The sequence below is a fragment of the Sphingomonas sp. 2SG genome, from assembly GCF_005503285.1.
Taxonomy (GTDB): Bacteria; Pseudomonadota; Alphaproteobacteria; order Sphingomonadales; family Sphingomonadaceae; genus Sphingomonas; species Sphingomonas taxi.
Window position 1 is genome coordinate 1 of record NZ_SCMZ01000030.1, and the last position, 11,853, is coordinate 11,853.

The following is an 11,853-nucleotide window of genomic DNA, read 5'->3' on the forward strand; positions in this document are numbered from 1 at the left end:
CCCGTAGCCGCGCAATCTCGATCCGCTCGTCAAGGCTGAGCTGCCTGTATCTCTGTCCCATCGCGCACCCACCTTATCAGTGGTGCACTTCTCTCGTGAATCCGGCGGATCCATAAACGCTGAGGGGCATGAGACCCACCAGCGTCAGCGTATATGGATCCCCGCCTTCGCGGGGATGACGACGGTGGGTGGGGGGAGGGCTCCCCGTTACAGATCCACCCCCGCCGCGATCGCCTCCAGCTTGCGGATGCGCTCCTTCAGATCGGCGATCTCGATCCGCGATCCCGCGGAGGGGCCGGCCGCGATCGGCGCCTGCGCGTCGAGCTGCTGGTGCTTGAGCGCCAGCCAACCACGCCAGCCCGAGAGGCAAGCGGTGACGAGCATCGCCAGCCCGGCCAGCGCCACCAGCGAAAGGGTGAGATAGACGTTGGGATCGGTCATGATCGGCCTCCGTTAGCGGTCGCGCAGCCTTCGATCGCATAAGCGGGGATCGGCGGTGCTGCGGATGTGGGTGATGACGCGCGCCAACATGGGGCGCGTCGGTCGGTCGGTGCCTCGCGGGCGAGGCGGTCGGTATCGTGTCTGCGGGCAGCGCCGGTCAGTTGATCGGCAGGCGCGTGACGTGCGGATCGCGCAGCCCCTCGATCTCCTGCGCCAGATCGGCGCCGCGATCGGTGACGATGCGTTCCAGCACGCGGACGCGCTCCTCGAGCCGCTCGGTCTGCGCGGCATATTGCGCTGCCTTTTCGGCGACCTTGTCCGCCTCGATCTCCATCCGGCGGTGCTGGAGCGCGAACCACGGCTTGACGAAGACGCCGCCGAAGATCGCGAGCAGGCCGCAGCAGATGCCGAGGATGGGGATCATCATGGGGTTCATCGGTCAGTCCTTTCAGCCGGCGCGCAATTGTTCGATTTCATGGCCGAGCCGGTGCGCCCGGTCGGTGACGATGCTCTCCACCGTCGCCAGCCGTTCTTGCAGCCGGTCGATCTGGCCGATGCGGCGGGCGTTCTCGGCGTCGAGCAGGTCGATGTTCTGGCGCGCTTCCAGATCGGGGGCGACGGTCGCCTGCCGCACCTTGCGGCGGCCGTACCACTGGATGGCGAGCGTGATCGCCGCGCCGAGAACCATGCAGAAGACGTGATCGGGACCCATGATGCCGGTTCCTTCTATTTGTCGCGGAGCGCTTCGATCTCGCGGGCGGTACGCTCGGCGGGATCGGTGGCGATGCGTTCGAGGACGGCGATCCGTTCCTCCAGCCGGCTGACCTGCCCGGTCAGCTTGTCGTTCTCGTTGCTGAGCAGCATGATCTTGCGCTCCGCCTCGATATCCTCGGCCCCGGTGGCGCCGCGCCAGCGACGGCGGCTGCGCCGGTTGTCGTCTTCGATCGGGTAGCCATGCTTGGCCTTGACCCAGGTGGTGAAGGCGTGGCGCGCACTGATCGCACCGACGACGCCGACCGGCACCATCCAACCCATGTCCATCGTGATTCTCCCTGAGCCCTGCCGGGCCGAGTCGTTGCTCAGCGCAGGCTGTCGATTTCCTCGGCCAGCCGGCTGTTGCGGCTGGTATAATGCAGCTCGATGTCGGCGAGCCGGCGGTCGATGTCGCGGAACTTGCTGCGCACCTCGGCAGTGGAGCGTTTGGGATTGGTCCGGACACCCTGCCAGAATTTGGCGTCTTCCTGTGTCTCGTAGAGGCCCAGCGGCTTCTTTGGCGCCAGCCAGCCCGCCGCGACATAAGCGACGAACACCCAGCCCGAGGTCGCCAGCGTCAGCACGATCATCGCGACCCGGACGAGCGTGATGTCGAAGCCGGTGTAGTCCGCGATCCCGGCACAGACGCCGAGCCACTTGCCTTCTTGCTTGTCGACGTAGAATTTGGTGCGGGCGGACATCTCAGTTCCTCCGGTCGATCTGGTAAGGGGTGGACTGGTGCGGGGCATTGAGGCCCGGCTTGAAGTCCGGATTGTCGGCGGCGACGATCCGCTCGACGGTGTTGAGGCGGTCTTCGAGGCGGCGGGCGAGATTGAACATCTCGTCGAGCAGCTTCTCGTCCTCGTCGGTGATCTTCGGCGCCTGCTTCCACTTGGTGATGTAGTGGAAGATCAGCCACGGCAGGCCGATCAGCGCTAGGAAGATCGCCAGAACTCCTTCGAAGTCCATCTCAATCCTCCTTCTTCATGCGCGCCTTGAGCGCAGCGAGCTCGGCGTCGACCTTGTCGCTGGCGCGCAGCTCGGCGATCTCGTCCTCGAGGCTCTTCGGCGCGCCCAGGCCCAGCGCTTCTGCACGGCCCTCCGCGTCGTCGACGCGGCGTTCGAGGATGTCGAAGCGGCTGAACGCCTCGTGCGTCTTCGGCCCCGAATACATCTCGCGCAGGCGGTAGCGGTTGTTGGCGCTCTCCAGCCGGGTCTGGACGTTCGACTGCTTCGTGCGCGCCTCGGTCAGCTTCTTCTGCAGCTTGGCGATATCCTCTTCCGACGCGCGCAGTGCATCGTCGAGCACCTTGACCTCGATCTTGAGCTGCTCGGCCATGTCGGCGGCCTTCTGCTTCTCGACCAGCGCCGCTTTGGCGAGGTCCTCGCGGTCCTTGCTCAGCGCCAGTTCTGCCTTTTCGGTCCAGCTGTCCTGCAGCTGTTCCAGCTTGCTGATATGGCGCCGCATCTCCTTCTGGTCGGCGATCGTGCGCGCCGCGGAGGCGCGAACCTCGACCAGGGTTTCCTCCATTTCGAGGATGATCATCCGGATCATCTTCGCCGGATCTTCGGCCTTTTCCAGCAGGTCGGCGAAGTTGGCGGCGACGATGTCACGGGTGCGGGAGAAAATGCCCATCGGTATCGGTGCTCCTGAATACGGGCCGGGGCGGTTTGGCGTGCGCCCCGGTTTGGAACCGCTTTACGCCGTCTGGCGGGCGGTCGTCACGCTCTGGCTCCCTCCCGTCGCCGGGCCGACCGCGCCAGCGACGCAGGTGGCGCTGAACAGGACGGTGCAGGCGATGGCGGCGAGCTTGCGAGCGATCTCGGACTTGAACATGGAAACCTCCTGAATTCTGAACCTTGTCACCACCTTGTGGCGGTATGCCAGGATCATTGCAGGGAGCGTGCCAATTCAAGAAATGGCGGATTTGCGTGCTTTGATCGTGTCTTATGTTTGTAAAACACGGATGAACGCTTGCGTAACGTTGGCGTTTTCCGCCAGATGTTGGCGATGGAACGAACGTCGCAGGTCATCGGCCAATCGGGCGCCTTTCTGGACGCGCTGGAACGTGCCAGCCGCGCGGCGGCGCTCGACCGGCCGGTGCTGGTGATCGGCGAGCGCGGCACCGGCAAGGAGCTGGTCGCCGAGCGTCTCCATCGCCTGTCGCCGCGCTGGGACCAGCCGCTGGTGGTGATGAACTGCGCGGCGCTTCCCGAGTCGCTGATCGAGGCGGAATTGTTCGGCCATGAGGCGGGCGCCTTCACCGGCGCGACCAAGGCGCGCACCGGCCGTTTCGAGGAGGCGCATCGCGGCACCTTGTTCCTCGACGAACTGGGGACGCTGTCGATGGCGGCGCAGGACCGGTTGTTGCGCGCGGTCGAATATGGCGAGGTGACGCGCATCGGGTCGTCGCGGCCGCTGCGGGTCGACGTTCGCATCGTCGCCGCGACCAACGAGCATCTGCCCGACAAGGTCGATCGCCACGAGTTTCGCGCCGATCTGCTCGACCGGCTCTCGTTCGAAGTGGTGACGCTGCCGCCGCTGCGCGCGCGTTCGGGCGATATCGCGGTGCTCGCCGACCATTTCGGCCGGCGGATGGCGTCGGAGATCGGCTGGGACCGCTGGCCCGGCTTCGGTCCGCGCGCGCTCGACCAGCTCCACAATTACCGCTGGCCCGGCAACGTCCGCGAGTTGCGCAACGTCGTCGAGCGCGCGGTCTATCGCTGGGAGAGCGACGGTCCGGTCGACGGAATCGAGATCGACCCCTTCGCTTCGCCGTTCCGGCCACAAGGCGGCCCCGGTGGCGGCCCAAGCAAGGCGCCCGCCGCCGACGCGCCCGCACCCAACCGGCAGGAGCCCGAGGACAGTCCGGTCGCCGCCTGCGACGCCGGCCCGTCCGACTTCAAGTCGCGCGTCGCCAGCTTCGAACGCGAATTGCTCGCCCGCGCGCTCGCCGAGCATCGCTTCAACCAGCGCGCCACCGCCGAGGCGCTCGGCCTCAGCTACGACCAGCTCCGCCACGCGCTGCGGCGACACGAACTGATCAACGCGACGGGTTCGTGACGCTTGCGTAACGGGGCGGGAGCGTTAGGCCGGCTTTTGCGTTAACGCGGGGACGACATCGTCCCTATCCAAGAGGAGCCTTTCCCATGGCATTCGAACTGCCGCCGCTGCCGTACGACTATGACGCGCTGGAACCGGTCATCTCCAAGGAAACGATGACCTTCCACCACGACAAGCATCACGCAGCCTATACCGCGAAGCTCAACGAGGGCGTCGCCGCCGACTCCAGCCTCGAAGGTCTGTCGATCGAGGACATCCTCGGCCGCATCTCGTCGCTGCCGCCGCTCGTCCGCAACAATGGCGGCGGCTATTGGAACCACGATTTCTTCTGGAAGATCATGGGCCCCAAGGGCTCGACGCAGCCGTCGGGCGCACTCAAGGACGCGATCGACGCCTATGGCGGGCTCGACAAGCTGAAGGAAGACTTCAACACCAAGGGTGCGGGCCAGTTCGGCTCCGGCTGGGCCTGGGTCATCAAGGATTCGAGCGGCGCGCTCAAGGTCACCTCGACGCCCAATCAGGACAATCCGCTGATGGACGACGCCAAGGACAAGGGTACGCCCATCCTCGGCAACGACGTGTGGGAACACGCTTATTACCTCACCTACAAGAACGACCGGCCGGGCTATCTCAAGGCGTGGTGGGACGTGGTGAACTGGGACGAGGCCGGCAAGCGCTTCGACGCGGCGTAACCATCAGCTCCTCCCCGCTTGGCGGGGAGGGGGACCAGCCGCAGGCTGGTGAGGGGGGTTTCCGCAAACGGTGTGCTGCGTGGCGATCCCCCTCCACCACCGGCTTCGCCGGCGGTCCCTCTCCCCGTGACGGGGAGGATTTTCACTCCGGCGGGATGCCCGCCTGCGGGTCGTCCGTCTTCAACCCGTGCCGCAGCAGCATCGGGATATTCGCGAAGGCGAACAGCAGGGTGAGCGGGATCGCCCCCCACAGTTTGAACCCGACCCAGAAGTCCCAGTTGGTATTCCGCCACACCGCCTCGTTGAGCGCGGCCATGGCGACGAAGAACAGCGCCCAGTTGCGCGTCAGCTTGCGCCACCCTTGCGCATCCAGCCCCGGATAGGCGGTGCCGAGCAGGCCCTGCAACAGCGGCCGCCCGGTGATGAGCCCGAACGCGAGGACGGCGGCGAACATGCCGTAGACGAAGCTCGGCTTCATCTGGATGAACTTGGGGTCGTGGAACCAGACGGTGAGCCCGCCGAACACGACGACGAACCCGCCCGAGATCCACAGCATCGGCGAGATCGTGCCGAGCTTCGACTTGGACACGACCATCGCGATCACGGTGGCGATGACGAAGGCGGTGGTCGCGACGATCACCTTGGCGATCACCAGCGCGCCGGCGCGGTCGAGATCGGAGAGGAAGCCCGTCCCCGACGCGACGATCTGCATCGCGAGGCTCGCGGGGAACAGGAAATTGACCGCGAAGAAGACGAGCAGCGGCCCGTATTCCACCCCCATCCGCAGGCCGGGGGAGGATTGCTGGGTCGTGCCGCCGCTCACTTGCGCACCCCCTGATCGACGCCGGCGATGATCCGCGCCACCTCGTTGGCGTCGAACGGCCTGAGGTCGGTCATCCCTTCGCCGACGCCGATCGCGTGGATCGGCAGCCCGTATTTCTCCGCCGCCGCGACCAGCACGCCGCCGCGCGCGGTGCCGTCGAGCTTGGTCATCACGAGGCCGGTGACCCCGGCGACCTCCTTGAACACCTCGATCTGGCTGAGCGCATTCTGGCCCGTCGTCGCATCGAGGACGAGCACGACGTCGTGCGGGCTCGCCGGGTTGATCCGCCCCAGCACGCGGCGGATCTTGGCGAGCTCGTCCATCAGCTCGCGCTTGTTCTGCAGGCGCCCCGCGGTGTCGACGATCAGCACGTCGATGCCGGTCTCGGTCGCCTTCTTCACCGCGTCCCAGACGACGCCGGCGGCATCGCCGCCCTCCGGCCCGGTGACGATCGGCACGCCGACCCGCTCCGCCCAGGTGCGCAACTGGCCGATCGCCGCGGCGCGGAAGGTGTCGCCCGCCGCCAGCATCACGCCGTAATCCTGCTCCATCAGCAGATGCGCGAGCTTGGCGATCGTCGTCGTCTTGCCCGAGCCGTTGACGCCGATGACGAGGATCACCTGCGGCCGCGGGAAGGCGGTCACCTCGATCGGGGTGGCGACGCGCGCCAGCGTCTTCTCGACCTCCTCGGCGACGACGAGGCGGATGCCGAGCTCCTCCATGTTGCGCTCGAACGTCCCCTCGGCGAGCCGGGTGCGGATCTTGCCCGCGGTATCGGGACCGAGGTCGGAGGCGATCAGCGCCTCCTCGACCTCGTCGAGCGTATCGTCGTCAAGCCGCGCGCCGCCGAGGCCGGCCAGATTGCCGACGAGCCGGTCCGAGGTCTTCTTGAAGCCGCCGAGCAGCCGCTCGTGCCAGGTGGGGGTGGTGCTCATATCATCGTACCTAGAAGGTGGAAGTCGGTGGCGGCGGTGATGCGGACGGGTATCACGGTTCCCGTCGGCCCCGCGACAGGCTCAGCCCGAACGGGGGAGGGGGAGAGCCGTACTTCCGCGAAATTGCCGGCATGGCCGCGGTCGCCGGGGCGTTCGAGCAGCACCTGCTGCACCGATCCGACCTGCGCCGCCAGCCACGCCGCCTTGCGCCGCGCCGCCGCGTCGCGCAACCGCTCGGCGCGCGCCCTGATCGCCGCCGCCGCGACCTGCGGCATCCGCGCCGCCGGCGTGCCGGCGCGCGGCGAATAGGGGAAGATATGGCCGTGGACGATATCGGCATCGTCGATCAGCGCCAGCGTATCGGCGAACATCGCCTCGTCCTCGGTCGGGAAGCCGGCGATCAGGTCGGCACCGATCGCGATATCCGGCCGCGCCGCCTTCAGGCGCGCCACCGTCGCCACCGCCTGCGCGCGGCTGTGCCGCCGCTTCATCCGCTTGAGGATCAGGTCGTTGCCCGCCTGGAAGGAGAGATGGAGATGCGGCATCACCCGCGCCTCGTCGGTGACCAGCTCGAACAGGCGTTCGTCGATCTCGATCGAATCGAGCGACGACAGCCGCAGCCGCGCCAGCTTCGGCACATGGCGCAGGATCCGCTCGACCAGCATCCCGAGCGTCGGCGCGCCGGGCAAATCGTGGCCGTAACTGGTCAAATCGACCCCGGTCAGCACCACTTCCGCATGGCCGGCGTCGACCAGCCCGGCGATCCGCTCGACCACCGCGCCCGCCGGCACCGACCGGCTCGGGCCGCGCCCGAACGGGATCGCGCAGAAGGTGCAGCGATGGTCGCAGCCGTTCTGCACCTCGACGAAGGCGCGGGCATGGCCGGTGAAGCTCGCGGCGAGATGTGGCGCGGTTTCGCGCAGCTGCATGATATCGCCGACGACGACGGGGGCGAGGCTGTTCCAGACGGCGGGCAGCAGCTTCTCGCCATTGCCGATCACCCGGTCGACCTCGGGCATCGCCGCGAAGCCCGCGGGATCGAGCTGCGCGGCGCAGCCGGTGACGACAAGCTCGGCGCCGGGCCGCGCGCGGCGGGCGCGGCGGATCGCGACCCGCGTCGCCTTGACCGCGGCGTTGGTCACCGCGCACGAGTTGACGACCACGGTATCCCGCCCGGCAATGAGCGTCCGGATCGTTTCGCTCTCGGCGATGTTGAGGCGGCAGCCGAGGGAGATCACCTCTGGCGCAGGAGCAGACATGGCGGGCGATTTAGTCAACGAAGGCGGTCAAGTCCATGACATGGCGGCGGCGGTGCTCGACTTCTGGTTCGGGCTGACCGGCGAACAGCAATTCGCGAAGGACGACGACCTCGACCGGACGATCGCCGACCGGTTCAGCGCGATGCGCGACGGCGTGCTGCGTGCGCGGGCGGAGGGGTGGCGCGACGATCCCGACGCTTTGCTCGCGGCGATCATCCTGCTCGACCAATTCTCGCGCAACCTGCATCGCGGGTCGGCCGAGGCGTTCGCCGCCGACGGTCTCGCGCTCGAACTGACCCGGCTCGCGATCGGCAACGGCTGGGAGGATCGCTATCCCCCCGAGCGGCGGGTGTTCCTCTACATGCCGCTGATGCACGCCGAAGACCTCGCGATGCAGGACCTGTCGGTGGCGAAGTTCGAGGCGCTGGGGATTGCGGAGAACCTCGCCTTCGCCCGCGACCATCGCGACGTCATCGTGAAGTACGGGCGCTTCCCCAGTCGCAACGCCGCGCTGGGACGCGAGTCGACGAAGGAGGAAGAGACGTATCTCGCGCAGCCCGACGCCGGCTGGTAACGAGCCCCGCGTTCGTCGTCCCGCTCCCCTCTCGTCATCCGCTCCCTCCTCGTCATCCCGGCGAAAGCCGGGACCCATGGACACGATGCGGCTATGGTCGCGCGCAACGTCCTAGTTCACCGCATCCATGGGTCCCGGCGTCCGCCGGGATGACGAAAAGGGGCAGACGAAAAGAGGCAGGGGTCGAGAGGCAAGCCCACATCCTCGCGTCGCCACCCGCCTCAAAATCCACCAACCTTGCGCCCCGCCGCGATTTCCCCTAAGGCACCCGCACGTTCCTCCACGGAATGCGATCGATGAAGCGCCCACGGGTGCACGCTGGCCGGCGAGGTTTCGCCCGCCGGCGTCTTTTGCGTTGCGTGGCTTGATGAGGGTTTCGAGGCGATGTTCGACAGTCTGAGCGACCGGCTAGGCGGAGTATTCGACCGTCTGCGTGGCCGTGGCGCGCTGACCGAGGCCGATGTGCGGACCGCGATGCGCGAAGTGCGCGTCGCGCTGCTCGAGGCCGACGTCGCGCTGCCGGTGGCGCGCAGCTTCGTCGACAAGGTCACCGAACAGGCGGTCGGCCAGAACGTGCTCCGCTCGGTCACGCCGGGGCAGCAGGTCGTCAAAATCGTCAACGACGCGCTGGTCGAGATGCTCGGCGCCGACGCGTCGGAGCTCGAACTGTCGGTCACCCCGCCCGCGGTGGTGATGATGGTCGGCCTGCAGGGCTCGGGCAAGACGACGACCACCGCCAAGATCGCCAAGCGCCTCGTCGCCCGCGAGCGCAAGAAGGTGCTGATGGCGTCGCTCGACGTCAATCGCCCCAATGCGCAGGAACAGCTCGCGACGCTGGGTACGCAGATCGAGGTGGCGACGCTGCCGATCATCGCCGGCCAGCAGCCGGTCGATATCGCCCGCCGCGCGCTCCAGGCCGCGAAGCTCCAGGGCTTCGACGTGCTGATGCTCGACACCGCGGGGCGCCTGCACGTCGATCAGGCGCTGATGGACGAGATGAAGGCGGTGGCGGAGATCGCCACGCCGCAGGAAATCCTGCTCGTCGTCGACTCGCTGACCGGTCAGGACGCGGTCAATGTCGCGCAAAACTTCTCCGAACAGGTGCCGCTGACCGGCGTCGTGCTGACCCGGATGGACGGCGACGCGCGCGGCGGTGCCGCATTGTCGATGCGCGCCGTCACCGGCAAGCCGATCAAATTCGCCGGCACCGGTGAAAAGCTCGATGCGCTCGAAGCCTTCCACCCCAGCCGCGTCGCCGGCCGCATCCTCGGCATGGGCGACGTCGTCAGCCTCGTCGAGCGTGCCGCCGAATCGATCCAGCAGGAAGACGCCGAGCGGATGACCGCGCGGCTCGCCAAGGGTCAGTTCGACATGAACGACCTGCGCGGCCAGCTCCAGCAGATGCGCCGCATGGGTGGCCTCGGCGCGCTCGCCGGCATGATGCCGGGGATGAAGAAGGCGCAAGGCGCGCTCGCCACCGCGGGCGGCGACAAGATGCTCATCCATATGGAAGCGATGATCGGCTCGATGACGCTGAAGGAGCGCGCCAAGCCCGAACTCATCAACGCCAAGCGCAAGATCCGCATCGCCAAGGGCTCCGGCACGACGGTGCAGGAGGTCAACAAGGTCCTGAAGATGCATCAGGAAATGTCGACCGCCATGAAGAAGATCAAGAAGATGGGCGGCCTCAAGGGCATGATGGCGATGCTCGGCAAGGGCGGCATGGGTGGCCTCGGCAATGCCCTCGGCGGCGCCGGCCTCGGCGACATGATGGAGAAAGCCGGGGGTGGGGCGGGCGGCGGCCTGCCCAAGGGGCTCCCCGGCCTCGGCGGCGGCCAGGACGGCATGCCCAAATTGCCCCCCGGCTTCGAAAATCTTCTCAAGAAGAAATAACAGAGCAACGTAACCGACTTAGAACGAAGGAATATCTACAATGGCACTTAGCATTCGCCTGTCGCGCGGTGGCTCCAAGAAGCGTCCCTACTACCGCATCGTCGTCGCCGATGCGCGCTCGCCCCGCGACGGCAAGTTCATCGAGAAGATCGGCAACTACAATCCGCTCCTCGCCAAGGACGCCGAGAACCGCATCGTGCTCGACACCGAGCGCGCAAAGTACTGGCTGTCGAACGGCGCGCAGCCGACCGACCGCGTCGCCCGCTTCCTCGACGTCGCCGGCGTGCGTGAGCGCGCCGCCCGCTCGAACCCGAACAAGGGCAAGCCGGGCGAGAAGGCGACCGAGCGCGCCGAGGAGCGTGCCGAGAAGCTGAAGGCGCAGGAACAGGCCGCAGCGGCCGCCGCCGCCGCCCCGGCCGCCGAGGAGGCTCCGGCCGCCGACGCCGAGACCACCGAGGCGTAAGCATCGAAAGCCGGCGGTGATGCGTTGACCTCTTCCCAGCGAAGGAGTTGACGCATCATGGCCGTTCCACCCGATCCCCGCACCGCCGCCGACGACTTCGACGACGCTGCCACCGACGACGCCACCAACCAGGGCGTGTCGGCGACCGAGCCCGCAGAGGGAGACGACGATGCCCCAGCAGGAGACGGCGGATCGCCGGGCTGAGCCCAGCGTCACGCTCGCGGTGGTGATCGGCGCACATGGCGTGAACGGCCAGGTGCGCCTCAAGGTCTTCGCCGAGGATTTCGGCAGCTACAAGAGCTTCAACCATGGCGCGCTGACGCTCAAGTCGGCGCAGGCCGGCAACAACGGCCTGATCGTGCGCTTCGCCGAGGTCGTCGACCGCAACGCCGCCGAAGCGTTGCGGGGCACCGAACTCACCGTGCCGCGCTCGGCGCTGCCGCCGCTGGCCGAGGGAGAATATTATCACGCCGATCTGCTGAACCTGCCCGCCGTCTCCACCGACGGCAGCGCGCTGGGTCAGGTCGTGCTGATCGAGAATTTCGGCGCGGGCGACGTGCTCGAGATCGAACGGCCCGACGGCAAACGCTTCATGGTCCCGATGAACGCGGACGCGGTGCCCGAATGGGACGCCGACCGGCTGGTGGTGAACGCCGACTTCGTCGAGTGACGCGCAACCCCCTCCTACGGCGGTGAGGCTGGCCCGGGTTCCTCACGATAGCCGTCACCCCGGACTTGTTCCGGGGTCCACCGGGCCGCAAGAGAACGGCTGGATCTCAGGTCTTGCTCCTCGCCGCAGCGTGGACCCCGGAACCAGTCCGGGGTGACGAATCTCCCGTGACGGCCGAGTGTGCGTCTCACCGCAGCTCATGCGATATCGCCCCCTCGGTGGGGCGGCGCCGCCCCCCACGCTGTCCTACACTTCCCTATTCTGCTATACCCCCAATGCTCTTTCT

18 protein-coding genes are annotated in these 11,853 nt (G+C 67.4%); 7 read left to right on the forward strand and 11 right to left on the reverse strand.

Going from position 1 to position 11,853, the window contains the following annotated elements; translation table 11 throughout:
* Positions 1–207: 207 nt before the first annotated feature.
* The 8 genes from FFS23_RS12870 to FFS23_RS20125 form a co-directional block, all read right to left on the reverse strand.
* Positions 208–441 (reverse strand): hypothetical protein, encoded by a 234-nt coding sequence (locus FFS23_RS12870; RefSeq protein WP_038660937.1) that lies wholly within the window; start codon positions 439–441, stop codon positions 208–210.
* A 157-nt stretch (positions 442–598) separates the two neighbouring features.
* Positions 599–877 carry a hypothetical protein gene (locus tag FFS23_RS12875; protein ID WP_137898917.1) on the reverse strand — a complete coding sequence of 93 codons (279 nt, stop codon included), beginning with the start codon at positions 875–877 and terminating at the stop codon, positions 599–601.
* A gap of 12 nt (positions 878–889) precedes the next feature.
* Positions 890–1,153 (reverse strand): hypothetical protein, encoded by a 264-nt coding sequence (locus tag FFS23_RS12880; protein ID WP_137898918.1) that lies wholly within the window; start codon positions 1,151–1,153, stop codon positions 890–892.
* Positions 1,154–1,167: 14 nt separating this feature from the next.
* Positions 1,168–1,476 (reverse strand): hypothetical protein, encoded by a 309-nt coding sequence (locus FFS23_RS12885; RefSeq protein ID WP_249340674.1) that lies wholly within the window; start codon positions 1,474–1,476, stop codon positions 1,168–1,170.
* Between the two features lie 44 nt (positions 1,477–1,520).
* Positions 1,521–1,895 carry an envelope stress response membrane protein PspC gene (gene pspC, locus FFS23_RS12890; protein WP_038660925.1) on the reverse strand — a complete coding sequence of 125 codons (375 nt, stop codon included), beginning with the start codon at positions 1,893–1,895 and terminating at the stop codon, positions 1,521–1,523.
* Between the two features lies 1 nt (position 1,896).
* Positions 1,897–2,169 carry an envelope stress response membrane protein PspB gene (pspB, locus tag FFS23_RS12895; RefSeq protein ID WP_038660922.1) on the reverse strand — a complete coding sequence of 91 codons (273 nt, stop codon included), beginning with the start codon at positions 2,167–2,169 and terminating at the stop codon, positions 1,897–1,899.
* A complete protein-coding gene (gene pspA / locus FFS23_RS12900) occupies positions 2,165–2,830 on the reverse strand; it encodes a phage shock protein PspA (protein ID WP_038660919.1) in 666 nt (221 codons plus the stop codon). The genes pspB and pspA overlap by 5 nt, the downstream gene beginning before the upstream one ends.
* A 63-nt stretch (positions 2,831–2,893) precedes the next feature.
* Positions 2,894–3,031 (reverse strand): hypothetical protein, encoded by a 138-nt coding sequence (locus FFS23_RS20125; protein WP_169742524.1) that lies wholly within the window; start codon positions 3,029–3,031, stop codon positions 2,894–2,896.
* A 174-nt stretch (positions 3,032–3,205) separates the two neighbouring features.
* Between FFS23_RS20125 and pspF the strand changes: the two genes are divergently transcribed.
* Entirely contained in the window at positions 3,206–4,258 is a 1,053-nt protein-coding gene (gene pspF / locus FFS23_RS12905; protein WP_137898919.1) for a phage shock protein operon transcriptional activator, read from the forward strand.
* Between the two features lie 86 nt (positions 4,259–4,344).
* The gene (locus tag FFS23_RS12910) at positions 4,345–4,950 is read left to right on the forward strand and encodes a superoxide dismutase (protein WP_137898920.1); all 606 of its coding nucleotides are present in this window, start codon (positions 4,345–4,347) and stop codon (positions 4,948–4,950) included.
* Between the two features lie 142 nt (positions 4,951–5,092).
* Here FFS23_RS12910 and FFS23_RS12915 read toward each other — a convergent pair whose 3' ends face one another.
* The 3 genes from FFS23_RS12915 to mtaB are packed head-to-tail and all read right to left on the reverse strand — an operon-like array spanning position 5,093 to position 7,967.
* Positions 5,093–5,731: an inner membrane-spanning protein YciB gene (locus tag FFS23_RS12915; RefSeq protein WP_137898952.1), complete on the reverse strand. Its 639-nt coding sequence runs from the start codon at positions 5,729–5,731 to the stop codon at positions 5,093–5,095.
* A gap of 38 nt (positions 5,732–5,769) precedes the next feature.
* Positions 5,770–6,708: a signal recognition particle-docking protein FtsY gene (gene ftsY / locus FFS23_RS12920; RefSeq protein WP_038660910.1), complete on the reverse strand. Its 939-nt coding sequence runs from the start codon at positions 6,706–6,708 to the stop codon at positions 5,770–5,772.
* A complete protein-coding gene (gene mtaB, locus FFS23_RS12925; protein WP_137898921.1) occupies positions 6,705–7,967 on the reverse strand; it encodes a tRNA (N(6)-L-threonylcarbamoyladenosine(37)-C(2))-methylthiotransferase MtaB in 1,263 nt (420 codons plus the stop codon). Before mtaB ends, ftsY begins: the two co-directional genes overlap by 4 nt.
* Here mtaB and FFS23_RS12930 point away from each other — a divergent pair.
* From FFS23_RS12930 to rimM, 5 genes are all read left to right on the forward strand, one after another.
* Complete coding sequence (locus tag FFS23_RS12930; RefSeq protein WP_502702128.1) at positions 7,966–8,541, forward strand: DUF924 family protein; 576 nt, start codon at positions 7,966–7,968, stop codon at positions 8,539–8,541. The two genes, mtaB and FFS23_RS12930, sit on opposite strands and share 2 nt — an antisense overlap.
* A gap of 384 nt (positions 8,542–8,925) precedes the next feature.
* Positions 8,926–10,434, forward strand: a complete 1,509-nt coding sequence (gene ffh, locus FFS23_RS12935; protein ID WP_137898922.1) for a signal recognition particle protein — start codon at positions 8,926–8,928, stop codon at positions 10,432–10,434.
* Positions 10,435–10,474: 40 nt separating this feature from the next.
* Positions 10,475–10,897 carry a 30S ribosomal protein S16 gene (rpsP, locus tag FFS23_RS12940; RefSeq protein WP_137898923.1) on the forward strand — a complete coding sequence of 141 codons (423 nt, stop codon included), beginning with the start codon at positions 10,475–10,477 and terminating at the stop codon, positions 10,895–10,897.
* Positions 10,898–10,954: 57 nt separating this feature from the next.
* A complete protein-coding gene (locus FFS23_RS20130) occupies positions 10,955–11,101 on the forward strand; it encodes a hypothetical protein (protein WP_171009480.1) in 147 nt (48 codons plus the stop codon).
* Complete coding sequence (gene rimM, locus FFS23_RS12945) at positions 11,067–11,567, forward strand: ribosome maturation factor RimM (protein WP_137898924.1); 501 nt, start codon at positions 11,067–11,069, stop codon at positions 11,565–11,567. The genes FFS23_RS20130 and rimM overlap by 35 nt, the downstream gene beginning before the upstream one ends.
* The last annotated feature ends 286 nt before the right edge of the window (positions 11,568–11,853 follow it).